Raw genomic sequence first — 23,313 nt, 5'->3', positions numbered from 1 at the left:
GGCTCAGCCCAGACAGCGTGGCCCGAGCAGCGCCTTGAGGTCACCCATCAGCGCGCCCGAGTTCTGGACCTTCAGCCCGTCGTCGAGCCGCAGCACGTGGCTCGCGCCGTTGGCGGCGAGCAGCGTCAGGTGGACCTCGCTCGGGCCCGGGTGCGCGACCAGGACCTCCTTGAGCTTCCCGACCCGCTCCGGCGTGCACCGCGCGCTCTCGATGACGACCTTGACCGGCGCGCCGCCGACCCCGCCGGACAGGTCGGGTACCGCGAGGTCCTCGACGAACAGGCTCACCCGGTCGTCCCGCTTGTTGACCTTGCCCTTGACCAGCACGATCGCGTCCTCGGCGACGTCGATCGACACCGCGGCGTAGGTGCGCGGGAAGAACAGCACCTCGATGCCGCCGGCGAGGTCCTCGATCTGGGCCGACGCCCAGGGCTCGCCCTTCTTGTTCACCCGCCGCGTGACGCTCGCCAGGATGCCGCCGACCGTCACCGTGGCGCCCTCGGCGACGTCACCCTCGAGGATCTTGGTGATCGGGGTGTCGGCGCGGCTCGCGAGCACCTGCTCGATGCCGTTGAGCGGGTGGCCCGAGACGTAGAGGCCGAGCATCTCCCGCTCGAGGGCGAGCCGGTGCTTGGGCTCCCACTCCCCCTCGGGCACCTTGACGTCGAACATACCGGTGGTGTCCGCGCTCTCCTCGTCCGGCCCGTCGAAGCTCCCGAAGAGGTCGAACTGCCCGTCGGCCTCGGCCTTCTTCGTCGTCATCACCGCGTCGACGGCCTCGGCGTGCACCAGCGCGAGGCCCTTGCGCGGGTGGCCCAGCGAGTCGAAGGCGCCGGCCTTGATCAGCGACTCGACCGTCTTCTTGTTGCAGACCTGCTGGGGGACCTTGCGCAGGAAGTCCGAGAAGTCGGTGAACCCGCCCTTCTCGCGCCGGGTCTCGACGATGGCGTCGACGACGTTCGTGCCGACGTTGCGGATGGCGCCCAGGCCGAACCGGATGTCGTCCCCGACCGGGGCGAAGTCGCGCACCGAGTCGTTGACGTCGGGCGGGAGCACCGTGATGCCGATCTTGCGGCACTCGGCGAGGTAGATCGCCGCCTTGTCCTTGTCGTCGCGCACGCTGGTGAGCAGCGCGGCCATGTACTCGGCGGGGTAGTTCGCCTTGAGGTAGGCCGTCCAGTAGGAGACGAGCCCGTAGCCCGCGGTGTGCGCGCGGTTGAAGGCGTAGTCGGAGAACGGGACGAGGATGTCCCACAGCGTCTGGATCGACTGCTGCGAGTAGCCGTTGGCCTTCATGCCGTCGGAGAACGGCACGAACTCCTTGTCGAGGATCTCCTTCTTCTTCTTGCCCATCGCGCGGCGGAGCAGGTCGGCGGAGCCGAGCGAGTAGCCCGCGAGCTGCTGGGCGATCGCCATGACCTGCTCCTGGTAGACGATCAGACCGAACGTCTCGCCCAGGATCTCGGCCAGCGGCTCCGCCAGCTCCGGGTGGATCGGCGTGACCTCCTGCCGGCCGTTCTTGCGGTCGGCGTAGTCGTTGTGCGCGTTGGCGCCCATCGGGCCGGGTCGGTAGAGCGCGAGGACGGCCGAGATGTCCTCGAACGTGGTGGGCTCCATGCGGCGCAGCAGGTCGCGCATCGGGCCCCCGTCGAGCTGGAAGACGCCGAGCGTGTCGCCGCGGGCCAGCAGCTTGTAGGCCTCGGGGTCGTCGAGCTCGAGGGCGTCGAGGTCGAGCGCCGGCTTGCCGTTGAGCGTGATGTTGTGCAGCGCGTCGTCGATGACCGTGAGGTTGCGCAGCCCCAGGAAGTCCATCTTCAGCAGCCCGAGCGTCTCGCAGACGCCCATGTCGAACTGCGTGATGATCGCCCCGTCGGCCTCGCGGCGCTGGATCGGGATGACGTCGATCAGCGGCGTCGACGACATGATCACGCCCGCGGCGTGCACGCCCCACTGGCGCTTGAGGCCCTCGAGGTCGCGCGCGGTGTCGACGATCTCCTTGACCTGCGGGTCGGCCTCGTAGAGGGCGCGGACCTCGGTGGCCTCCGAGTAGCGCTTGTGGCCCGGGTCGAAGATGCCCGAGAGCGGGATGTCCTTGCCCATGACGGCCGGGGGCATCGCCTTGGAGATCCGGTCGGCCACCGCGTAGCCGGGCTGGCCGTAGAGCACCCGCGCCGAGTCCTTGATCGCGGCCTTCGCCTTGATCGTGGAGTAGGTGATGATCTGGGCGATCCGGTCCTCGCCGTACTTCTCGGTGACGTACCGGATCATCTCGCCGCGCCGGCGCTCGTCGAAGTCCAGGTCGATGTCGGGCATCGACTGGCGCTCGGGGTTGAGGAACCGCTCGAAGATCAGGTTGTGCTTGACCGGGTCGAGGTCGGTGATGCCCAGCGCGTAGGCGATGAGGCAGCCGGCGGCCGAGCCGCGGCCGGGGCCGACGCGGATGCCGACCGACTTCGCGTGCTGCACGAGGTCGGCCGTCACCAGGAAGTAGCCGGGGTAGCCCTTCTGCACGATGACGTCGATCTCGTAGGCGGCCTGCTTGCGGTGGCCGTCGGGGACCTGGCCGCCGAACCGCTGGTTGAGACCGCGCTCGACCTCCTTCACCAGCCACGACGCCTCGGTCTCGCCCTCGGGCACCGGGGCGCCGGGCATGAGGTCGCGACCCTCGTGGAACTCGACGTTCACCCGCTCGGCGATCGCGAGGGTGTTGTCGCAGGCCTCGGGGAAGACGCCGTCCCACTGGGCGCGCATCTCCTGCGCGCTCTTGAGGTAGAAGTCCTGCGCGTCGAACCGGAAGCGGTTCGGGTCGTTCATCGTCTTGCCGGTCTGCACGCAGAGCAGCACCTCGTGCGGCTTCGCGTCCTTGGCGTACGTGTAGTGCAGGTCGTTGGTGGCGAGGCCGGGCAGGTCGAGCTTCTTCTTGAGGTCGTAGAGGTCGTCGCGGACCCGGCGCTCGATCTCGATGCCGTGGTCCATGAGCTCGCAGAAGAAGTTGTCCGCGCCGAAGATGTCGCGGTAGTCGCTCGCGGCCTGGCAGGCGCCGTCGAAGTCGCCCTGCTGCAGGTAGCGCGCCACCTCGCCCGACGGGCAGCCGGTGGTGGCGATGATCCCCTTGCCGTAGGTCTCGAGCAGCTCGCGGTCCATGCGCGGCTTGTAGTAGTACCCCTCGAGGCTGGCGAGGCTCGAGAGCCGGAAGAGGTTGTGCATCCCCTCCGTGTTCTCGGCCAGCAGCGTCATGTGGGTGTACATCTGGCCCGGGTTGTCGTCCGAGATGACCTGCCCGCCGAGCGTGGCGCGCTTGCGCTCGTGCCGGCTGCCCGGCGCGAGGTAGCCCTCCATGCCGATGATCGGCTTGACCCCGTGGGCCTGCGACTTCTTCCAGAACTCGTAGGCGCCGAAGGTGTTGCCGTGGTCGGTCATCGCCAGGGCCGGCATGCCCATGCGCGCGGCCTCGGCGAACAGGTCGTCCAGCCGCGCGGCACCGTCGAGCATCGAGAACTCGGTGTGCGTGTGGAGGTGGACGAACGAGTCGCCGGTCACGTCGCGGGACCTCCCTGGGGCGCCGGGCACGGGGTGCCGTCGACCGGCCCCGGGGTACGGGGCACGGCCGGCGGGAGCGCCCCCAGAGTAGACGCGCCCCCCGACAGCGCCGCCCCTCCCCGCGGCCCGCGACCGTCGTCGCTGCTCACCTCCGCCGGCCCGGCGTGTCGCCCGGATCCGGGGTTGCCACAGGCGTCACAGGTGCCCCATCCACCGCTGGTCCTCGGCCGGCAGGAGGGCGTCGGACACCCGATCGGCCTCGCCCGACCCGACGGCCACGACCGCCGCCAGCAGCCAGATCCGCGCGACCAGGACGTCGTCGGGGACCCGGAGGAAGGGCGTGCGCAGCGCCTGCCCCGACCCGAGCGCGCGGACCGCGTCGTCGACCCCGGGACCGGTCTCGCCGAGGGTTCCGGCGACCCAGGCCGCGGCCCGGGCCGGCAGCTCGGGCTGCGGGTGGCGCCGGCGGGCCCGGGCGAGCCAGGCCCCGACGACGACGCCGAGCAGGATCCGGTCGCCCCGCGCGACCAGGCCCCGGGCGGCGCCGGGGTCGCGGTGCTCGACGGTGGCCACCACCGCGGCGCGCAGGGCGTCCCGGAGCGCGCGGACCAGGTCGGCCAGGGCCTCCTCGTCCCCGTCGTCCCCGTCGTCCCCGTCGTCCCCGTCGTCCTCGGCGTCCTCCTCGTCCTCGTCCCCGAGGTCGAGGTCCCACGCGTCGGCGTCGTCGGCATCGTGGTCGAACGCGTGGGGAGACTGCTCGAGGATCTCGCAGTCGCTCAGCATCGGCGCACGCACCCGCTCGACGGCCGCGTCGCGGGGACGCGGGTCGCGGGGCGGGCGCGTCACGGGCGGGCGGGACCGCCGCCTCCGCCGTGCCTCGACCGCCGCCCGCCGCCGACCCTCGCGCCTGCGCCCGCCCATGGCTCCTCCTCGCGTCGTCCCGAGGTGGAGCATGCGCCCGACCCCCGACAGTGCCGGGCCGCGCGGAGATCACCAGGCGGAAAGGCACCTCGGAGGTGCCCCGGGACGTGCGTTTCCGCCTGCTGATCACGAAGCGGGCGGGCGGGCGACGCCAGGCGCCTACAGCAGTCCGGCCCCCGCCAGCGCGGCGCGCACGACCTCGCGCTCGTGGTCGTCGGCCTCGACGAGCGGGAGGCGCAGGCCGCCGGCCCGGAGGCCGAGGAGCTCGAGCGCCGCCTTGACCGGGATGGGGTTGGTCGTCACCCCGAGGGCGTCGAAGACCGGCTTGAGCGAGGCCTCGATCTCGGCGCGCTGGTCGGGCTCGTCGACCATGCGGCGCATCTGGTCGCCGACGACGTGGCTGGCGACGAGGATGCCGCCGCAGCCGCCCATCTCGAGCACCGACCCGAACAGGTCGTCGTTGCCGGCGTAGACGCCGAGGCCGTCGACGGGCGCGAGGTTCGCGTTGTTGGCCTGCTTGACGTAGTCGATCCGCTCGATCTGCGCGAGCTCGGCGAGCAGGTCGTTGGGCAGGTCGACCACGACGCGCGAGGGGATGTTGTAGAGGACCACGGGCTTGTCGGTGGCCCGCGCGACCTCGCCGTAGTGCGCGAGCACTCCCCGCCGGTTCGGCTTGTTGTAGTACGGGGTGACCGAGAGGATCGCGTCGGCGCCCAGCTCCGTGGCCCGCTCGGTCATCTCGCAGGCGTGGCGGGTGTCGTTCGAGCCGGTGGAGGCGACCACCGTCGCGCCCGCGGGCCGGTGCTGTACGGCGAGCTCGACGAGGCGCAGGTGCTCCTCGGCGGACAGCGTCGACGCCTCGCCGGTGGTCCCGCACACGACGAGGCCGTCGGAGCCGTGGGCGTACAGGTGCGCCATCAGGTCCACGAACGCCGTCTCGTCGACCGAGCCGTCGGCGGCGAAGGGGGTCACGATGGCGGTGATGACGGCTCCGAGGCTCATGACCTCAGGTTGCCCCACCGGCCCGGGACGGGTCTACGTCGGGGCCAGGCCGGGTCGGGCCCGTCGACGTTCACCGTCGGCGGGCCCTCGCCGGCACGGCCGATGACGGCCGTCGAGCGCTCGTCCGTGGGGTTGGACTCGCGGTGGACCGTGTGCGGCGGCACCCGCAGGAAGTCGCCGGGCCCGGCCTCGACGGCGTCGGCGCCGCCCGGTCCGAACTCCAGGCGCATGGCGCCGCGGACCACGTAGAGGCTGGTCTCGTGGTCGCCGTGGTGGTGCCAGCCGGACGAGGCGCCGGGCTCGGTGTGCACGAGCCCGGCCCACAGCGCGTCGGTCGAGAACGCCACCTCGCGCCGCATCCCGGGTGTCGGGTCGCCCTCGGCCAGCTCGTCGCCGTGGAAGACCTCGACCGGTTCGCTGCTCACGCGCGACAGCGTGTCAGACGACGGGTCTCACACGGGCTCAGACCAGGCCCAGCTTCTGCACCGCGTCGCGCTCCTCGGCCAGCTCGTTCACCGACGCGTCGATGCGCTCGCGGGAGAAGTCGCTGATCTCCAGGCCCTGGACGATCTCGAACCTCCCGTCCGCCGCCGTCACCGGGAACGACGAGACGAGGCCCTCGGGCACGCCGTAGGAGCCGTCGGAGACGATCGCCGCCGAGGTCCAGTCGTTCGCGCGGGTGCCGTTGACCCAGGTGTGGACGTGGTCGATGGCCGCCGCGGCCGCCGACGCCGCCGACGAGGCGCCGCGCACCTCGATGATCTCCGCGCCGCGCTTGGCCACGCGCGGGATGAACTCGTCGGCCAGCCAGGAACGGTCGACCTCGCCGCCGATCGGCTTGCCGTCGATCTCGGTGTAGGTGACGTCGGGGTACTGGCTGGCCGAGTGGTTGCCCCAGATCGTCACCTTGGAGACCGACCCGACACGCACGCCGTACTTCGTCGCGAGCTGCCCGAGGGCGCGGTTGTGGTCCAGGCGCGTCATGGCGGTGAACCGGTCGGCCGGCACGTCGGAGTTCGACCGCGCGATGAGCGCGTTGGTGTTCGCCGGGTTGCCGACGACCAGCACCTTCACGTCGTCCGCCGCGCCGTTGAGGGCCTCGCCCTGCGGCTTGAAGATGCCGCCGTTGGCCTCGAGCAGGTCGGCACGCTCCATGCCCTTGGTGCGGGGACGGGCCCCCACCAGCAGGGCGACGTTGGTGCCGTCGAACGCCTGGGCGGCGTCGTCGTAGACGTCGATACCGTCGAGCAGCTCGAACGCCGAGTCGTTGAGCTCGAGCGCCGTGCCCTCGGCCGCCTTCACCGCGTCCGGGATCTCCAGCAGCTTCAGCCGGACCGGCACGCCCTCCCCCAGCAGGTCGCCGGCGGCGATGCGGAAGAGCAGCGCGTAGCCGATCTGTCCGGCCGCGCCGGTGACGGTGACGTTGACGGGGGTGGGCGCCATGCCTTCGCTCCTGCTCACTCTCGGTTCCAGTCGGTCGAGGCGGGAGCCTTGCACGTCGGCCCCCGCCCCGCGCACTCAGCCCGGTTCGTCGCCGACGACGATCTGCCCGCGGCGCTGCGCGAGGTACCGGAAGGCGAGCCCGAGCGTGACGAACACGCGGTTGCGGTTGCCCAGCAGCGCGAAGATGTGCACGAACATCCACACGAGCCACGCGAGCACGCCGACGAGCTTGGGTCCGTGGGCGATGTCGGCGACGGCCGAGGCCCGCCCGATCGTCGCCATCGTGCCCTTGTCCCGGTAGTGGAACCGCTCGGTCGGCTCGCCCGCGAGCAGCCGCGTGATCGTGCGGCCGGCGTGCTGGCCGGTCTGGATCGCCGGCTGCGCGAGCTGGGGCAGCGGGTCGTCGTCGATGACCCCGATGTCGCCCACCGCGAAGATCTCGGGGTGCTCGGGCACGCGCAGGTCGCCGCCGACGACGACGCGCCCGCCGCGGCCCTGCGTCAGGCCCCAGGTCTTCACCCGGTCGTGCGCGGCGACGCCGGTCGCCCACACCGTCATGTGCGCGTCGAGCTCCGTGCCGTCGGCCAGCAGCACCGAGTCGGGCCGGACCTCCTTCACGGCGGCCTCGAGGCGCAGCTCCACGCCGCGCCGGCGCAGCTGCTCGGCGGCGTACTCCCGCAGCCGGGGCGCGAACGGCGCGAGGACCTTGTCGGTCATCTCGACCAGCACGACGTGGACCTCGTCCGGGTCCAGCTCCGGGTACCGGTCGGGCAGCACGGTGTTGCGCAGCTCGGCGAGCGTGCCGGCCATCTCGACACCGGTCGCGCCGCCGCCGACGACGACCACCGTGGCGCCCCGGGCCTCGCCCGTCGCCGCGATGTGGTCGAGGTGGCTCGTCATCCGATCCCGCACGGCGAGCGCCTCGGCGCGCGTGTAGATCGGGAACGCGTGCTCGGCGGCGCCGGGGACCCCGAAGTAGTTCGTCGTCACGCCGTTGGCGATGATCAGGTAGTCGTAGCGCAGGTCCGGCCCGACGTCGAGGGAGACCGTGCGGGTCTCCGGGTCGATCGTCGTCACCTCGCCCTTGCGGAACGACGCGCCGGTGTGGGACGCGAACCCGCGGGCGCCGTACGTGATGTCGCCGGGGTTCAGCGCACCCGTCGCCACCTGGTAGAGCAGGGGCTGGAAGGTGCTGTAGCTGTGCCGGTCCACGAGCGTCACGCGGACCGGGGCCTTGCGCAGGCTGCGGACCGCGGCGAGGCCCGCGAAGCCCGCGCCGAGGACGACGACGTGCGGCCGCGTATCGACGTCCTCGATCGACCTCCCCGGCTGCTGCCGGGGCGACGGATCGGCGGTCATGGCTGCCGCCCTCCTCTCGCGGGGTGCCCGTCGGTGCTGGCCGTGACGATTCAGGACCCGCCGGCGGACGGTTCACACTGGCTCTACCCGCCATGGTCCTCCGCCACGCGGCACCGGCCCGCCGGGCGGGGCCGCGTCACCTGTCGGCCCGCTCACAGCCACCGGGGCGGCGGTCAGGCCGGCGGTCAGGGTGGCGGGACGGGGCCGTCGTCGGGGACGGGACCGATGACGCCGGTCTGCTCGGGCAGCAGCGGCGACACCGCGAGCGCGCCGATCCGGGCCCCGGCGGGCGCCACCTCGACCGCCCGCACCCCCGGTCGGGCGGCCAGCGCGGGCGCCGCGGCGGGGTCGATCTCGACGACCAGCGCGAGGACGCACGCGCACCCCGCCGCGAGCCGCGCCGACTCCGTGGCCGCCACCGCCGCGGCCCGTCCCGACGACGAGCGCGCCTGCTCCCCCGCCCGGTTCGCGGCCTGGGCCTCGGCCAGGCGCAGGGCGGCGACGGGGTCGACGGTGCCCGAGTCGTCGAGCCGGACCTGGCGCAGCGCGGTCTGCACGCGCGGCAGGGGCACGCGCAGGACGACCTCGCGCGCCGGCACGCCCCGCACCGCCGCGGCCGCCGCGGCCACGTCCTGCTCGGTGTCCAGCGTGACCAGGGCCGGGCGCGGGCCGGACGGGCCGGGCGGCGGGGTGCGGATCCGGTCGAGGTAGCCGGCGACGGTCTCGCCCGCCGCCGGCCCGAGCCGCGTCGCGTCGGTGCTGCCGGGGATGCCGCCCGGCCCGGGGCGGCTCGCGGACCCGGCCGCCCACGCCGTCACCAGCACGACGACGAGGACGACGGCGAGCACGATCGCGGCGGTCGGCCAGCGCAGGCGCGGCTCGTCGGGTTCGTCGGGCTCGTCGTCGTGCCCGTGGTGGGGGGTGCTCAGCTCGCCGCCCGGAGCGTCTCGAGGGCGTGGGCGAGGTCGGGCGGGGGCTCGCTGGTGAACTCGACCCAGCGGCCGTCGGCGGGATGGTGGAAGCCGAGCCGGTGGGCGTGCAGCCACTGCCGCGTCAGACCCAGCGAGCGGGCGAGGACGGGGTCGGCGCCGTAGGTGATGTCGCCGACGCACGGGTGGCGCACGGCGAAGAAGTGCACGCGGATCTGGTGGGTCCGCCCGGTCTCCAGCTCGACCTCGAGCAGCGACGCGGCCCGGAACGCCTCGAGCGTGCGGTAGTGGGTCACGCTGGGCCGCCCGTCGCGCATCACCGCGAACCGCCAGTCGTGCTTGGGGTGCCGGTCGATGGGCGCGTCGATCGTGCCCTCGCTCGGGTCCGGGTGACCCTGCACCGTCGCGAGGTAGACCTTCGACACCGTGCGCTCGCGGAAGGCGTCCTTGAGCACCGAGTAGGCCCGCTCGGACTTCGCCACCACCATGACCCCGGTGGTGCCGGCGTCGAGGCGGTGCACGACCCCCTGGCGCTCGGCGGCGCCGCTGGTCGCGATGCGGATGCCGAGCGCGGCGAGCCCCGCGACGACGGTCGGGCCGGTCCAGCCGGGGCTCGGGTGCACGGCGACGCCGACCGGCTTGTCGACGACGACGATCTCGGGGTCCTCGTGCAGCACAACCAGGCCCTCGACGGCCTCGGCGGTGACCACCGGTGTCGCGTCGGGGTCGACCGCGGGCTCGGGCAGCTCGACCTCGAGCCAGGCGCCGGCCACGAGCCGGTCGGACTTGCCCACCACCGACCCGTCGACGCGGACCGCCCCGTCGGCGGCGAGCTCGGCGACGACCGTGCGCGACAGCCCGAGCATGCGGGCGAGACCGGCGTCGAGGCGCATGCCGTCGAGGCCGTCGGGGACGGGCAGGGTGCGCAGGCTCATGCGCGCTCCCCCGCGCTCCCCGCGTCGCCCGACCCGGCCCGCGTGCCGTCGAGGTCACGACCGAGCAGCGCCAGCAGCACGAGCGTCACGCCGCCGACGGTGATCGCCGAGTCGGCCACGTTGAACACCGGGAACCAGCCGACCGACACGAAGTCGACGACGTGGCCCTGCAGCGGGCCGGGGCCGCGGAAGAAGCGGTCGACGAGGTTGCCCAGCGCGCCGCCGAGCACCAGCCCGAGCGCGAGCGCCCACCCCCGCGAGCGCAGCCGGCGCGCGAAGCGCACGATGCCGATCACCACGGCGACCGCCACCAGCGTCAGCACCCACGTCAGGCCCGTGGCCAGCGAGAACGCCGCACCGGGGTTGCGCACCAGCGTGAAGGACACGAGGTCGCCCAGCAGCGGCACCCGCTCCCCGTCGGCGAGCCACGACACCATGACGACCTTGGTGACGAGGTCGAGGACCACGACCGTCGCCGTGATCGCCACCAGCATCCCGATCCGCTTCGGGGGCTGGTCCCCCGGCGCCTCGGGCGCGCTGTCCGGCTCGGTGGGTGCGCTGCTCACCGGTCCATCGTCCCAGGAGCCGATCCGTCCTCGGGCGGGGTGGCGCGGCGCCGTCGCCCGTCGCCGTCGCCACGGCCACCACGCAGGGCCGGCGTGCCCCCGGTGTCGCCCCGCCAGCGGGCCAGCCGCCCGGACCGGTCGACCGAGCGGAGCCGCTGCTCGGCCGCGTCGCGCGCGGTCTCGGTGGCGACGACGAGCAGCTGGTCGCCCTCCTGGAGCCGGCTCGCGCCCTGCGGGGTGAAGCTCGCCCCGTCCCGGACGACGAGACTCAGCCCCGAGCCCTCGGGCAGGCGCAGCTCCCGGACGTAGACGCCGTGCAGGCGCGAGCCGACGGGCACGGTCATCTGCAGGAGGTCGGCGCGCAGGGTGTCCAGGGGCGCGGCGTCGACCTCGATCTCCTCGACGCGCGAGTCGCCCGCCAGCCCGAGACGCCGGGCGACCAGCGGCAGCGTCGTGCCCTGGATGAGGACGAGCAGCACCACCAGCACGAACACGACGTCGACGAGGGCGTCGGCGCCGGGCAGGCCCTCGGTGAGCGGGACGAGAGCGAGCACGATGGGCACGGCTCCCCGCAGCCCCGCCCACGACAGGAAGACCTGCTCCCGCCACGGCACCCGGAAGCCGGTCGCGGCGGCCATCACCGACAGCGGTCGCGCCGCGAGCACCAGCACCGCGCCGGCGATGAGCGCCGGCACCACCGCGCCGGCGAGCCGCTCGGGCGAGACGTAGAGCCCGAGGAGCACGAAGAGCCCGATCTGGGCGAGCCAGCCCAGGCCCTCGGCGAACGAGCGGGAGCCCTCGCGGTGGGGCAGCGTGGAGTTGCCGAGGACGAGCGCGGCCACGTAGGTCGCGAGCAGCCCGGATGCGTGCAGCAGCTGCGCCGACGCGAAGGCGAGGATGCACACCGCGAGCGTCGCCAGCGGGTAGAGCCCGGTCGCGGGCAGCGCCGCGCGGCGCAGACCCAGCGCGCCCAGCCGCCCGAGCGCGCCGCCCAGCAGCCCGCCCACGACGAGCTCGTAGACGACGAGCAGCGGGTCGACCCAGCTCAGCGCGGCCGTCGAGGACAGGATCACGACGGCGAGGAAGACGGGCGCGTCGTTGAGCCCGGACTCGAGCTCGAGGGCGCCGGTGAGCCGCCCGGGCAGGCCGAGGTTGCGCAGGACGCTGAACACGGCGGCGGCGTCGGTGGACGAGAGGACCGCGCCCCACAGGAAGGCGACGCGCAGGTCGAGCCCGAGCAGCGCCCAGAGGGCGAGGCCGGTGACGGCGATGCTCACCGCGACGGCGACCGTCGACAGCGCGATCCCGAGCCCGAGCGCCGGGCGCACCGTCGTCCAGCGGGTGGACAGGCCGCCGTCGGCCAGGATGAGCACGAGCGCGGCGACCCCGAGCGCCTGGGTGAGCGCGGCGTCGTCGAAGCGGATGCCCAGCCCCGACTCGCCGAGTGCCACCCCGATCGCGAGGTAGATCAGCAGCGAGGGCAGGCCGACCCGCGTGGAGACCCGCACCGCGAGCACGGAGACGAGCACCACGCCGGCGCCGATCCCGAGCAGGAGGGGCAACTGGTCCACGCGTCGTCTCCCCTCCTCTCACGGAGGGGACGACAGTAGCGAGCAGGCGCCGCCCCGACCGGCCCGGATCTCCGGTCGGTGAGGCGGTTCACCGCGCCGACAGTGATCTCGGTGCTGATCTCGGCGCCCATCCCCGCGGTGATCTCGGCCGCGACCCCGGCGGCGTCCTCCGCGTCCCGGCGGGCGTCAGCGGCGGCTGTCGGCGCTCGCGCCGGTCAGCGAGGCCACCGGCGTGCACCACGAGCAGCCCGTGAACCCGAGCTCGACCGCCTCGGACACGGGCAGCGGGATGACCTCGCGCCCGTAGAGGTAGCTGCACCGGCCGAGGTGGAACAGCGGCTCCTCGTCGATGACGAGGACCTCCTCGTCGATGCCGGCCACCGCCTGGCGGGCGGCGTCGTCGACGACCTCCTCCTCCGGCTGCGCGGCCGGCGGCGGGGGCGGCGGGGCCGCGCCGGGCGGCGGTCCGCCCGGGGGCCGACCGGCGGGACCGCCCGGGCCCGCGGGGCCACCGGGTCCCCCCGAGCCCTGGCCCGTCGGCGGTCGCCTGCCCTGGCCGGGACCCTGGCCGGGAGGCTGGCCGGGAGGCTGGCCGGGAGGCTGGCCGGGAGGTTGGCCGGGAGGCTGGCCCTGCGCCTGACCGGCCGGCGGGCGACCGGGGGCCCCGTCGGCGCCGGCACCGGCCGCCGCGGCGCCGCCGGGCGCCGCCCCGTCGGTCGAGGCCTGGCGCGCCCGGGAGATGTCGCTCATGTCGATGCGCGTGGTCGCCGCGTCGTCGCCCCCGCTCGTGCGGCCCGCGGGCGCGCCGGTGGGCGGCGGGGCGCCGGGTGCGGCGGCCGCAGGCGAGGCGCCACCGAGGCGGGCCTCGGCCGGCGTCCCGGGCATGGGCAGCATCCCGAGCAGGCGCGCGCCCGACGGGGCACCCGGGACACGGGAGGGTTCGGCACCCGGGCGGGCGTTGGTGGTGGCCCAGCGCCCCGAGGGGCCCGGGCGTCCGGACGGGGCCTGCGCACCCGCCTGGCCCGGCCGGCCCTGCTGACCCGGCGCTCCGGGTCCCGACGACCCGGAGCCGGTCGCCGCGGCGGCACCGGCCGCGCCCGCGACGCCGGCCGCGCCCGCGAGACCGGCCGCGGCGGAGCCGGTGCGCTCGCCACCCGGCCGTTCCCTGCTGTCGCGCTCGGCGGTCCCGCCCGGTGCGGGGGCACCCGGGGCCGCGGCCCGGTCCTGGGGGCCGCCCTCGGGACCCTGACGGTCCGGCGGGGCCGGCGTACCGGGTCCCTGCGGACCGGCCGGGGTGCCGGCGTACTGCGGGCCGCTCTGCGGCCCCGGGCCCTGCCCGCCCTGTCCACCCGGCGCGCCCTGTCCGCCCGCGGCGACCGGACCGGAGCCCGAGCCGATCGACGTCGGCGCCGCCGCCTCCGGAGAGCCCTGTCCCGGGCCCGAGGAGTGCACACCCGGGGCGAACCCGGAGGGCGACGAGGCCGACGCGTTCGACGCGGCCGGAGCCGCTGCGGCGGAGGGACGGCGACCGTCGCGCTCACGTCGACGTCGACGGACGACGTCGGCGATGAGGAGCGCGGCCGCGAGCACGCTGGCGATGACCGAGCCCCAGGCCCAGGTGGCCACCGAGGTGACCACGGCGACCACGAGGAGCCCGAAGGCCACCAGCACGCAGAGCAGGACGAGGAGCAGCACGATCGGACCCCCGACTCAGGGCCACGAGCCCGCGCGCCTCGTGGCGCGCGGGCCGGCGGCGGCCGTCAGCTGCCGGCTTCGGCTCGCGAGCCGTAGCCGCTGGTCGCGTACCCGCCGCTGCCGTTGCGCCCGTTGTCGGGCGCCGCGGAGCCCCGGCCGTCGAGGTCGCGCAGCTGCGACTCGAGGTAGGTCTTCAGGCGGGTGCGGTACTCGCGCTCGAAGGTGCGCAGCTCGTCGATCTTCTTCTCGAGCCCGCCCTTCTGCTGCTCGATGAGGCTGATCGTCTCGTTGTGCTTGCGCTGGGCGTCGCGCTCGAGCGTCGACGCCTTGTCGCGCGCCTGCCGCTCGAGGGTCTCCGCGCGCGTCCGCGCGTCGTTGAGCATGGTCTCGGCGCGGGTGCGGGCCTCGTTGACCATGCTGTCCGACTTGGTGCGCGCCTCGGAGAGGAGCTGCTCGGACTTGGTGCGCGCGTCGGCGAGCATCCCGTCGGCCTCGGACTTGGCCTCGGCGGTCAGCCGGTCGGCCATCTCCTGGGCCAGGCCGAGGACCTTCGCGGCCTGCACGTGGTGGTCGCCACCGCCGGCGGCGCCACCGCCCTGCTGCTCCGACATCCCGAACGGCGGCGGCACGACGGCCTGCTGGGTCGGGGGCATCGGCGGCTGCTGGGCCTGCTGCGCGGGCATGGGCTGCTGCACCGTGCGGGGCGCGTCCTCGACGGGCCGGCTCGGCGGCGGGGCCGAGACCTGCGTCGCCGGCCCGGAGCTGCTCTGGGCGGCACTCGCCTTGCTACGTGCGTCGTCCAGATCGGCGTGGGCGGACGAGAGCTGCTGCTCCAGCTGCTCGACCTGCTCGCGGAGGTCGTTGTTCTCCTCGAGCAGACGGCCGAGCTCGGCCTCGACGAGGTCGAGGAAAGCGTCGACCTCGTCCTCGTTGTAGCCCCTCTTACCGATCGGCGGCTTGCTGAACGCGACGTTGTGGACGTCGGCGGGGGTCAGCGGCATCGGATCTCCTCAAGCACTCCTCGGCTGCGGAACCCCAGGTACCTCGGGCTCTTCGAGCTCCGCCACCCGCAGAGTATGACCTCCGCGAGCGACAGAACCATAATGGACGGGTCCAGTGACGCGCTGCCCTCGCCGCCCGAATGGTGACGCAGAGCCACGGTCGGCCGGTCGGAAACCCACAGACCTACCGATTCCCGCGACCGTCGGCGATCCGCCGGTCGGGTCGTGACGGTCCGTGTCCCTCTACGTGCGGTGACAGGAGGGCTGGACGGGTCCGCCGGACCCTCCCGGGCTCTCCGTCACCACGGGCGCACGCTCGGCGCACGGGACGGGCCATCCGGCGCGCCACGCGCCGCGTCGCCCGATCGGCCGCACGGCGGGCCGGGACACGCGGATGCCGGCACCGTACTCACTGATCGCCACCACGCCCACGGCCGTCACCCCGGCGGCCGGGTCCCGCTCACCGGTGCGGCGTCAGGAGGTCGTGGCGTAGTTCGACTCGGCCAGCTTCCGGCGGTCCGCGGCGGAGACCTCGACGTTCGGCGGTGAGAGCAAGAACACGCGGTTGGTGACCTTCTCGATCGACCCGCGCAGGGCGAACGCGAGGCCCGCCGCGAAGTCGACGAGCCGCTTGGCGGCGGCGTCGTCCATCTCGGTCAAGTTCATGATCACCGGAATGCCGTCGCGGTAGCGCTCACCGATCAGCCGCGCCTCGTTGTAGCTCTTCGGCTGCAGCGAGGTGATCTCGGTCGGCCCGCTCTGCGGGTCGGGCTCCGGCTCGGGCTTCGCGGCCGCCCGCACCGAGGCCGTCGCGGCGGCGCCCGCGGCCGCCGACGGGGCCGCCGCGAGCGGGGTCGGGGGCGGGGTGGCCGACGACGTCCCGGCCGTGGCCCCCGTCGCGCCCGCGGTCGACCCGGTGGACGACGGCGAGGAGAGCGACGGCGGCGTGCGGTGCGTCGTCGGGCGCACCGAGGTGTGGCTCGGGCCGGTGTTCGCCGCCCAGCTGCGCCCGCGGCCGGCGCGCGGCACCGACTCGGTGGCCGCGTCGTCGTCGCGGCGGACCTCGGCGTGCTCGGGGTCGCGGGGGCGGGGCGTGCGGCGCTCGCGGGAGTCCTCGTAGCGGTCGGCCCGATCGGCCCGATCGGCACGGTCGAACCGGTCGTAGCGGTCCTCGCGCTCGACCCGGTCCGCCCGGTCGTCGGCGCGCCCGCGGCCGTACCACCCGCTGTCGTAGCCGTCGCCACGTCCGTCGTAGCGGTCGTCGTACCGGTCGTCGTAGCGATCGGCCCCGTAGCGGTGGCGGTCGCCGGAGTGGCGCTCGGTCGGCCGGCGGTCCCGCGCGTCGTAGCGGTCGCCGTCGTAGGCGTCGTAGCCGTCGTAGTCATCCAGCTCGTCGGCCGGGACCATGCCGAAGTACGCCTTCACCCGGTGCAGAGTGGTCATGGCCTCTCCCTGTCCGACGAGACCCCGCACCATCCGGCCCGTGAGTCACACCCGTGTCGTTCACTCACACGGAACGCTAGCTACCGACGGCCGAGCAACGCCGTTCCGACACGCACGCACGTGGACCCGCGTGCCACGGCGGCCTCGAGATCCCCGGACATCCCCGCCGACAGCGTGGTCGCGTGCGGGTGCGCCGCGCGTATCCGCGCCGCGAGATCCGACACCGTGGCGAACACCTCCTCCGGCGCCACCTCCTGCGGGGCGACGGTCATGAGGCCGCCGAGGTGCAGGTGCGCGCAGCCCGCGACCCGGTCCGCGAGCTCGGGGACCTCCGCGACCGGCGCGCCGCCGCGGGTGGGGTCGGCGTCGACGCTGACCTGGACGAGCACCTCGAGCGGCCCCTCCCGCTCCCCCGCGTCCACGGCCTTCGCCGCGGCGGACTCGAGCGCGTCGACGAGGCGCGCGGAGTCGACGGAGTCCACCGCGTGGGCCCACCGCACGAGGCTGCGCGCCTTGTTGCGCTGCAGCCGCCCGACGACGTGCCAGCGCGGGGACGCGTCGGGACGGAGCTCGGCGAGCTCGGCGGCCTTCGCCGACCCCTCCTGCTCCTTGTTCTCCCCGAACGCGGTCAGGCCGAGGTCGGTGAGCAGGGCGACGTCGTGGGCCGGCCACGTCTTGGTGACCGCGAGGAGGCCGACCTCGGCGGGGTCGCGCCGGGCGGCCCGCGCGGCGTCGGCCACCCGCGCCCGCACCGCGGCGAGCGCCTCCTCGAGCTCCGCCCGGCGGGTGCCGGGCTCCGAGGACTCGGACGGGACCGTCACGGCCGGGCGTACTCCCACCACGTCACGCCGGCGAGACGGCCCGTCGGCTGGTCACGGCGGTGACTGAAGAGCTGGTCGTCCTCGAAGGTGCAGCGCGCGTCGACGTCCACGCGCGTGATGCCCAGGTCGTCGAGGCGCCGGCGCAGGCCCGCCCGCAGGTCCAGCGACGGCGTGCCGAGGCGCGTGGTCGCGGCGCTGCCGGGCAGGGCGGCCTCGACCTCGTCGCGCATGGCGGCGGGCACCTCGTAGTCCTGGCCGCAGATCGCCGGGCCGAGGAGCACCTCGATCCGCGGGGTCTCGGCGCCGAGCTCGGCCATCGCCTCCAGCGTGCGCTCGAGGATCCCGGCCTCGGCGCCGCGGCGGCCGGCGTGCGCGGCGGCGACGACCCCGGCCGCCGGGTCGGCGAGCAGGACCGGCACGCAGTCGGCGACGACGACGGCGACGGCCAGGCGCGGCCGGTCGGTGACCAGCGCGTCGGCCGTGGGCGTCTCGCCGCCCGGCGCGGTGACGGGGACGACGTCGGTGCCGTGCACCTGGTGCATCCACACCACGCGCTCGGGCCCGAGGCCGATCCCCTCGCCCAGGCGCCGGCGGTTCGCGGCCACGGCGGCGGGGTCGTCGCCGACGTGGTCGCCGAGGTTGAACCGGTCGTACGGCGGCGCCGACCGGCCTCCGGCCCGGGTGGTCAGGACGCGCCGGACGCGGACCGAGGGGCCCGCGGCGGGCGCGGCGGAGGACCGGGAGCCGGAAGGGGCAGCCACGTCCTCAGCGTCTCATGAACGACGGGACGTCGACCTCGTCCTCGTCGGCGCTGCGGGCGGCCGGCGCCTCCGTGGCGGGGGCCGCCGGGGTGGACGCCGTCCCCTCGCTGCTCGCGGCCTCGCCGGCGGGGGCGGTGGACCCGGTGGACCCGGTGGGCCCCGCCGGGCCGGCGGGCGCGGCCGGGCCGGCGGTGGACGCGCCGGCGGCCGGGCGCTCCACCGCGCTGCGGTCGACCGCCGGCGCGGCCGGGACGGTCGGCGCCGCGGAGACGGCCGGAGTGGGGCCGCCGACGTTCGCCCCGCCGTTGCCGTGACCGGTGCCGTGACCGTTGCCCGCGCCGTTCGCACCCGGCCGCTGGACCTGGCCGGCCTGGGCGGAGACCGTCGAGCTCGCGGAGGCGGAGCCGAGCGCCTGGGGCTCGAGCTTCTTGTGGGTCGGCGAGCCGGAGTCGAAGCCCGCGGCGATGACGGTGACGCGCACCTCGTCGCCGAGCGAGTCGTCGATGACCGTCCCGAAGATGATGTTGGCCTCGGGGTGCGCGGCCTCCTGGACCAGCGACGCGGCCTCGTTGATCTCGAACAGCCCGAGGTCGGAGCCACCGGCGATCGAGAGCAGCACGCCGTACGCACCGTCCATGCTGGCCTCGAGCAGCGGGGAGTTGATGGCCTTGCCGGCCGCCTCCACCGAGCGGTTCTCGCCGCGGGACGAGCCGATGCCCATCAGAGCACTGCCCGCCCCGGACATGACGCTCTTGACGTCGGCGAAGTCGAGGTTGATCAGACCCGGCGTGGTGATCAGGTCGGTGATGCCCTGGACACCGGAGAGCAGGACCTCGTCCGCGCTGCGGAAGGCGTCCATGAGCGAGAGGCCCACGTCGCCGAGCTGCAGGAGCCGGTCGTTGGGGATGACGATGAGCGTGTCGCACTCGTTGCGCAGCTCGGTGATGCCGTTCTCGGCCTGGGTCGCGCGGCGCTTGCCCTCGAAGTTGAAGGGGCGGGTGACGACGCCGATCGTCAGCGCGCCGAGCTTGCGGGCGATGCTCGCCACGACGGGCGCGCCGCCCGTGCCCGTGCCGCCGCCCTCGCCGGCCGTCACGAAGACCATGTCGGCCCCCTTGAGGACCTCCTCGATCTCCTCGCGGTGGTCCTCGGCGGCGCGGCGGCCCACGTCGGGCGCCGCGCCCGCGCCCAGCCCGCGGGTGAGCTCGCGGCCGACGTCGAGTTTGACGTCGGCGTCGGACATGAGGAGCGCCTGCGCGTCGGTGTTCACCGCGATGAACTCGACGCCCTTGAGGCCGACCTCGATCATGCGGTTGACGGCGTTGACGCCGCCACCACCGATGCCGACCACCTTGATCACGGCCAGGTAGTTGTGCGGGGGCGTCATGCGATCCGCCTTTCGTGCTGGGTCTGGCGACGGTCGTCGTCCGGGTCCGGCGTGTCGCAACCCTCGACCTCGAGTGGAGGTTTACGGTGAGGGCTTTCCGGCGACGTGCGCACGGTAGGCAGGCGGAGCAGCGCATTTCCACGAGGCGCGCCGGGCGTGTCCCGACCTCGCGGCACCCGTTCGCCGGGTGGTCGTCACCCACGCGCGAAGTCTCGACCGCTGGTCGACGGTTGTGGCGCGGGCGGTTCTGAGCGAAGGGCCCCTTCGATCGCCTAGATCGTCGAGGGGTGCCCCTCGCCGGAACGCTCCCGGTGCCCCGGGAACCGGCGAAGGGTGCCCCTCGGTGGCTCTTCGGCGCGAAGGGACCCTTCGCTCGGATACCGGACGGGTCAGCTTCCGGACGGCTCAGCGGACGACGGCGAGGTCCGGGGTGGAGACGTCGTAGACCGTGCCGGGGCGGGTGAGCAGGGCGGCGAGCACCGCGGCCTTGCGCTCGTTGTCGGCGTCGGCGCCCCAGCGGACCTCGCGGCCCCCGGTGAGCACGAATCCGACGTCGTAGGGCCCGTTCGCGCGCACCTCGACGAGGTCGGCGCGCAGCGACGCCGGCAGGGCGACGACGACGTCGGCGGCGGCGCGCGTGCCCGGCTCCTCGGGCGAGGGCAGCATCCCGGGCGGGAGCACCAGGGCCGGGACGCCCTCGGGGCGCGCGGGCATCGTGCGGTAGCCGAAGCCGGTGGCGTCGACGAGCACGACCCCGCCGCCCGGGGCGGGGGTGGCGAGCACCGGTTCGCGCTCGGCGACGGTGACGACGAGGGTGCCGGGCCAGTTTCGGGACACGTCGACCGACGCCGTGCGGGGCAGGGTGCGCACGCGCTCGGCCACGGCGTCGCCGTCGAGCCAGAGCAGCGAGGTGCCGGGGCCGACGCCCGCGGCGGTGCGCACGGCCTCGACCTGGTCGGGCGCGGCGCCGACGACCTGTACCTCGCGGACGTCGAGCACCGGCGAGAAGACCGTCAGCCAGACCAGCGCCGCGAGCACCAGCAGGCCCACGGCCACGCCCGCCCACACGCCGCGGCGCCGGGTCGTCGCGGTGACCGGTGTCCGCGGCCGGCGGGTCCGGCCCGGCGACCCGGCCGCCGGGCCCTCCGGGCGCGCGCCGGCGGCCCCGGTGCGGCGCTCGGCGCGGGCGCCCGACGCCGTGCGACCAGCCCGTCCCGCCCGCCCCGACCGGCCGGTGCGACCGGCACGTCCGGTGGGTCGGGCGGCTCCGGTCACCGTGACCCGGCTCCCGGGCTGTCGGGCTGCTCGGGAGCCGCCGTCCGGGCCACCCGGCGCTCGATCTCGCTGAGCACCTCGGGCCCGAGGACGGTGATGTCGCCGGCGCCCATCGTCACGACGAGGTCACCGGGGCGGGCGAGGTCGGCGAGCAGCGCCGGCACCTGGCCCCAGGACGGCTCGTAGTGCACGTGCTCGGGCGGCAGCGTGAGCTGGCGGGCGATGAGCTCGCCGTTGACGCCGGGCTCGGGCTGCTCGCGGGCGCCGTAGACGTCGAGCACCACGACCTCGTCGGCGAGCGAGAGCGCCGCCCCGAACTCGGCGGCGAAGTCGCGGGTGCGCGAGTACAGGTGCGGCTGGAAGGCGACGACGAGCCGCCCGCCCTCCCCCAGCACCGGGCGCGCGGCGCGCAGCTGCGCGGCGACCTTGGTGGGCGCGTGGGCGTAGTCGTCGTACACCCGCACCCCGGCGGCCGTACCGCGGTACTCGAAGCGCCGGCGCACCCCGTCGAACCCGGCGAGCCCGGCGAGCAGGCCGTCGAGCGGCGCGCCGAGGTCGAGGCCCGCGAGCAGGGCGGCGCAGGCGTTGAGGGCCTGGTGCTCGCCGGGGACGCCGAGCCGGAGCTCGTGCTCGGTCCCGGCGAGCGCGAACCGCAGCACCCCGGCCGAGCCCTCGGCGCGGTAGTCGAGCACGTGCAGGTCCTCGTGGCCGGTGGCGGCGCGACCGTAGCGGCGCACGCGGACCCCGCCCTGTCCGGCGCGGTCGCCCAGGGCGGCGGCACCGGGGTCGTCGGCGCAGACCACGAGCGCCCCGCCCGGCTCGACGCGCGCGGCGAAGGCGTCGAAGACGGCCATGTAGGCCTCGGCGGTGCCGTGGTGGTCGAGGTGGTCGGGCTCGACGTTGGTGACGATCGCGACGGCCGGCGAGTAGGCGAGGAACGAGCCGTCGCTCTCGTCGGCCTCGGCGACGAAGACGTCGCCCAGCCCGTGGTGGGCGCTCGAGCCGGAGGCCAGCAGGTCGCCGCCGATCATGAACGACGGGTCCTCGCCGCAGGCCTGCAGCGCCACGACCAGCATCGAGGTGGTCGACGTCTTGCCGGCGCTGCCCGAGACGCAGGCGGCACGGTGGTCGGCCATGAGCTCGGCGAGCACCGACGACCGGTGCAGCACCGGGATGCCGCGCGCCGCGGCCTCGAGGAGCTCGGGGTTGTCCGGGTCGGCCTGGTGCACGGCCTTCGTCGTCACCAGCGCGGTGGGGCCGCCGGGCAGCAGGTCGAGGTTGTGCGCGTCGTGGCCGACGGCCACCTCGGCGCCGAGCGTGCGCAGCGCCAGCACGGCGCGGGAGTCCTTGGCGTCGGACCCCGACACCATCGCCCCGCGGGCGAGCAGGATGCGCGCGATCCCGCTCATCGCGGCGCCGCCCGCGCCGATGAAGTGCACCCGTGAGAGCAGGCGGGGCAAGGGCGGCACGACGGAGTCCGCCGCGACGCGCTGCTCCTGCTCCACCTGCTCGGTCATGCCCGCCTCCCGCTCGCGGTCGCGCGACCCGCCCGTCCTCCGAGGGCCGCCACCTCCAGCACCGTCCGCGCCAGTGTCTCGTCCGCCCCCGCGTGCCCCGAACGCCGGGCTGCCGCCGCGGTCCCCGCGAGCCGCCCCGGGTCGGTCACGAGGCCCGTGACCAGCGACGCCACCTTCTCGCCGGTCAGCTCCGCGTCCGGCACCAGCATCCCGCCGCCGGCGTCGACGACGGGCCGCGCGTTGAGCTCCTGCTCGCCGTTGCCGTGCGGGAGCGGCACGTAGATCGCGGGCAGGCCGACCGTCGACACCTCCGCCACCGTCATCGCGCCGGCCCGGCAGAGGGCGACGTCCGCGGCGGCGTAGGCGAGGTCCATCCGCTCGAGGTAGGGCACGGGGACGTAGGGCGGGTGGGACGACGACACGACTTGGACGGTGGGCTCGGCCGTCGGCCCGTGCGCGTGGAGCACCTGCACCCCGGCCGCGGTGAGCGCGGGCACCGCGGCGGAGACGGCCTCGTTGAGCGAGCGCGCCCCCTGCGAGCCGCCGAACACGAGCAGCACCGGCGCCTGCGGGTCCAGCCCGAAGTGCTCGCGGGCCGCCGCGCGCAGCCCCGCGCGGTCGAGGTCGGCGATGGCGCGGCGCAGCGGGATGCCGACGACGCGCGCGCCGGCGAGCCCGCTGCCGGGCACGGCGGCGACGACCTCGCGCGCGAACCGGGCCCCGACCTTGTTCGCGATCCCCGCCCGCGCGTTCGCCTCGTGCACGACGATCGGCAGGCGCATCGAGGCCGCGGCCAGGTACGCGGGCAGCGCGACGTAGCCGCCGAACCCGACGACGACGTCGGCGCCGACCTCGCGCAGCACCTGCCGCGTGCGCCGCACCGAGCGGGCGACGCGGTAGGGCAGGCGGGCCAGGTCGGCGTTCGGCCTGCGGGGCAGCGGCACCGGCGGGATCAGCTCGAGCGGGTAGCCGCGCGCGGGGATCAGGCGGGTGTCGAGGCCCTTCTCCGTGCCGAGTGCGGTCACCAGGGCGTCGGGCCGCAGGCGACGCACGGCGTCGGCGGTGGCGAGGGCGGGCTCGACGTGCCCGGCGCTGCCACCGCCGGCGACGACGACGGAGAGCGGGTCCATCCGCCCATCGTCCGGGT

18 protein-coding genes and 1 pseudogene are annotated in these 23,313 nt (G+C 75.1%); all 19 read right to left on the bottom strand.

Going from position 1 to position 23,313, the window contains the following annotated elements:
* Positions 1-3: 3 nt before the first annotated feature.
* On the bottom strand, positions 4-3,540 hold the full coding sequence (gene dnaE, locus ACYX4T_RS03315) for a DNA polymerase III subunit alpha (protein WP_476013155.1): 3,537 nt from the start codon (positions 3,538-3,540) through the stop codon (positions 4-6).
* Positions 3,541-3,735: 195 nt separating this feature from the next.
* Positions 3,736-4,386: a hypothetical protein gene (locus ACYX4T_RS03310; protein WP_476013154.1), complete on the bottom strand. Its 651-nt coding sequence runs from the start codon at positions 4,384-4,386 to the stop codon at positions 3,736-3,738.
* Positions 4,387-4,620: 234 nt separating this feature from the next.
* Entirely contained in the window at positions 4,621-5,463 is an 843-nt protein-coding gene (gene dapA, locus ACYX4T_RS03305) for a 4-hydroxy-tetrahydrodipicolinate synthase (RefSeq protein ID WP_476013153.1), read from the bottom strand.
* Complete coding sequence (locus tag ACYX4T_RS03300) at positions 5,460-5,888, bottom strand: cupin domain-containing protein (RefSeq protein WP_476013152.1); 429 nt, start codon at positions 5,886-5,888, stop codon at positions 5,460-5,462. Before ACYX4T_RS03300 ends, dapA begins: the two co-directional genes overlap by 4 nt.
* A 37-nt stretch (positions 5,889-5,925) precedes the next feature.
* Positions 5,926-6,906 (bottom strand): malate dehydrogenase, encoded by a 981-nt coding sequence (locus ACYX4T_RS03295; RefSeq protein WP_476013151.1) that lies wholly within the window; start codon positions 6,904-6,906, stop codon positions 5,926-5,928.
* A gap of 75 nt (positions 6,907-6,981) precedes the next feature.
* Complete coding sequence (locus tag ACYX4T_RS03290) at positions 6,982-8,265, bottom strand: NAD(P)/FAD-dependent oxidoreductase (RefSeq protein WP_476013150.1); 1,284 nt, start codon at positions 8,263-8,265, stop codon at positions 6,982-6,984.
* Positions 8,266-8,450: 185 nt separating this feature from the next.
* Positions 8,451-9,113 (bottom strand): hypothetical protein, encoded by a 663-nt coding sequence (locus ACYX4T_RS03285; RefSeq protein WP_476013149.1) that lies wholly within the window; start codon positions 9,111-9,113, stop codon positions 8,451-8,453.
* 77 nt (positions 9,114-9,190) lie between these two features.
* Positions 9,191-10,129 carry an RluA family pseudouridine synthase gene (locus tag ACYX4T_RS03280; protein ID WP_476013148.1) on the bottom strand — a complete coding sequence of 313 codons (939 nt, stop codon included), beginning with the start codon at positions 10,127-10,129 and terminating at the stop codon, positions 9,191-9,193.
* Positions 10,126-10,695 (bottom strand): signal peptidase II, encoded by a 570-nt coding sequence (gene lspA, locus ACYX4T_RS03275; protein ID WP_476013147.1) that lies wholly within the window; start codon positions 10,693-10,695, stop codon positions 10,126-10,128. The genes ACYX4T_RS03280 and lspA overlap by 4 nt, the downstream gene beginning before the upstream one ends.
* Positions 10,692-12,266, bottom strand: a complete 1,575-nt coding sequence (locus tag ACYX4T_RS03270) for a potassium/proton antiporter (RefSeq protein ID WP_476013146.1) — start codon at positions 12,264-12,266, stop codon at positions 10,692-10,694. The genes lspA and ACYX4T_RS03270 overlap by 4 nt, the downstream gene beginning before the upstream one ends.
* Before the next feature lie 186 nt (positions 12,267-12,452).
* A complete protein-coding gene (locus tag ACYX4T_RS03265; RefSeq protein ID WP_476013145.1) occupies positions 12,453-13,961 on the bottom strand; it encodes a hypothetical protein in 1,509 nt (502 codons plus the stop codon).
* Between the two features lie 65 nt (positions 13,962-14,026).
* Positions 14,027-14,962 carry a DivIVA-like cell division protein Wag31 gene (gene wag31, locus ACYX4T_RS03260; RefSeq protein ID WP_476013144.1) on the bottom strand — a complete coding sequence of 312 codons (936 nt, stop codon included), beginning with the start codon at positions 14,960-14,962 and terminating at the stop codon, positions 14,027-14,029.
* 474 nt (positions 14,963-15,436) lie between these two features.
* A pseudogene (locus ACYX4T_RS03255) lies at positions 15,437-15,706 on the bottom strand (cell division protein SepF); the annotation flags it as partial.
* A gap of 779 nt (positions 15,707-16,485) precedes the next feature.
* Complete coding sequence (locus tag ACYX4T_RS03250) at positions 16,486-17,226, bottom strand: YggS family pyridoxal phosphate-dependent enzyme (protein WP_476013143.1); 741 nt, start codon at positions 17,224-17,226, stop codon at positions 16,486-16,488.
* Positions 17,223-17,987, bottom strand: coding sequence for a peptidoglycan editing factor PgeF (gene pgeF / locus ACYX4T_RS03245; RefSeq protein WP_476013142.1), 765 nt, complete (start codon positions 17,985-17,987; stop codon positions 17,223-17,225). The genes ACYX4T_RS03250 and pgeF overlap by 4 nt, the downstream gene beginning before the upstream one ends.
* Before the next feature lie 4 nt (positions 17,988-17,991).
* The gene (gene ftsZ, locus ACYX4T_RS03240) at positions 17,992-19,374 is read right to left on the bottom strand and encodes a cell division protein FtsZ (protein ID WP_476013141.1); all 1,383 of its coding nucleotides are present in this window, start codon (positions 19,372-19,374) and stop codon (positions 17,992-17,994) included.
* 405 nt (positions 19,375-19,779) lie between these two features.
* Entirely contained in the window at positions 19,780-20,649 is an 870-nt protein-coding gene (locus ACYX4T_RS03235) for a cell division protein FtsQ/DivIB (RefSeq protein WP_476013140.1), read from the bottom strand.
* Entirely contained in the window at positions 20,646-22,058 is a 1,413-nt protein-coding gene (murC, locus tag ACYX4T_RS03230; RefSeq protein ID WP_476015174.1) for a UDP-N-acetylmuramate--L-alanine ligase, read from the bottom strand. Before murC ends, ACYX4T_RS03235 begins: the two co-directional genes overlap by 4 nt.
* Before the next feature lie 104 nt (positions 22,059-22,162).
* The gene (murG, locus tag ACYX4T_RS03225) at positions 22,163-23,296 is read right to left on the bottom strand and encodes an undecaprenyldiphospho-muramoylpentapeptide beta-N-acetylglucosaminyltransferase (RefSeq protein WP_476013139.1); all 1,134 of its coding nucleotides are present in this window, start codon (positions 23,294-23,296) and stop codon (positions 22,163-22,165) included.
* Positions 23,297-23,313: the final 17 nt, after the last annotated feature.

Source organism: Actinomycetospora sp. ABD4_176 (assembly GCF_056311855.1).
The sequence above is the reverse complement of the archived record's forward strand: the minus strand, read 5'-3'. Positions and strand labels throughout refer to the sequence as shown.

What these genes read in the sequence shown, in the direction of transcription:
- ACYX4T_RS03295 (WP_476013151.1), bottom strand. Translation starts at nt 6,906, where the DNA reads ATGGCGCCCACCCCCGTCAACGTCACCGTCACCGGCGCGGCCGGACAG.
- ACYX4T_RS03290 (WP_476013150.1), bottom strand. Translation starts at nt 8,265, where the DNA reads ATGACCGCCGATCCGTCGCCCCGGCAGCAGCCGGGGAGGTCGATCGAG.
- murG (WP_476013139.1), bottom strand. Translation starts at nt 23,296, where the DNA reads ATGGACCCGCTCTCCGTCGTCGTCGCCGGCGGTGGCAGCGCCGGGCAC.
- dapA (WP_476013153.1), bottom strand. Translation starts at nt 5,463, where the DNA reads ATGAGCCTCGGAGCCGTCATCACCGCCATCGTGACCCCCTTCGCCGCC.
- wag31 (WP_476013144.1), bottom strand. Translation starts at nt 14,962, where the DNA reads ATGCCGCTGACCCCCGCCGACGTCCACAACGTCGCGTTCAGCAAGCCG.
- ACYX4T_RS03280 (WP_476013148.1), bottom strand. Translation starts at nt 10,129, where the DNA reads ATGAGCCTGCGCACCCTGCCCGTCCCCGACGGCCTCGACGGCATGCGC.
- murC (WP_476015174.1), bottom strand. Translation starts at nt 22,058, where the DNA reads ATGAGCGGGATCGCGCGCATCCTGCTCGCCCGCGGGGCGATGGTGTCG.
- ftsZ (WP_476013141.1), bottom strand. Translation starts at nt 19,374, where the DNA reads ATGACGCCCCCGCACAACTACCTGGCCGTGATCAAGGTGGTCGGCATC.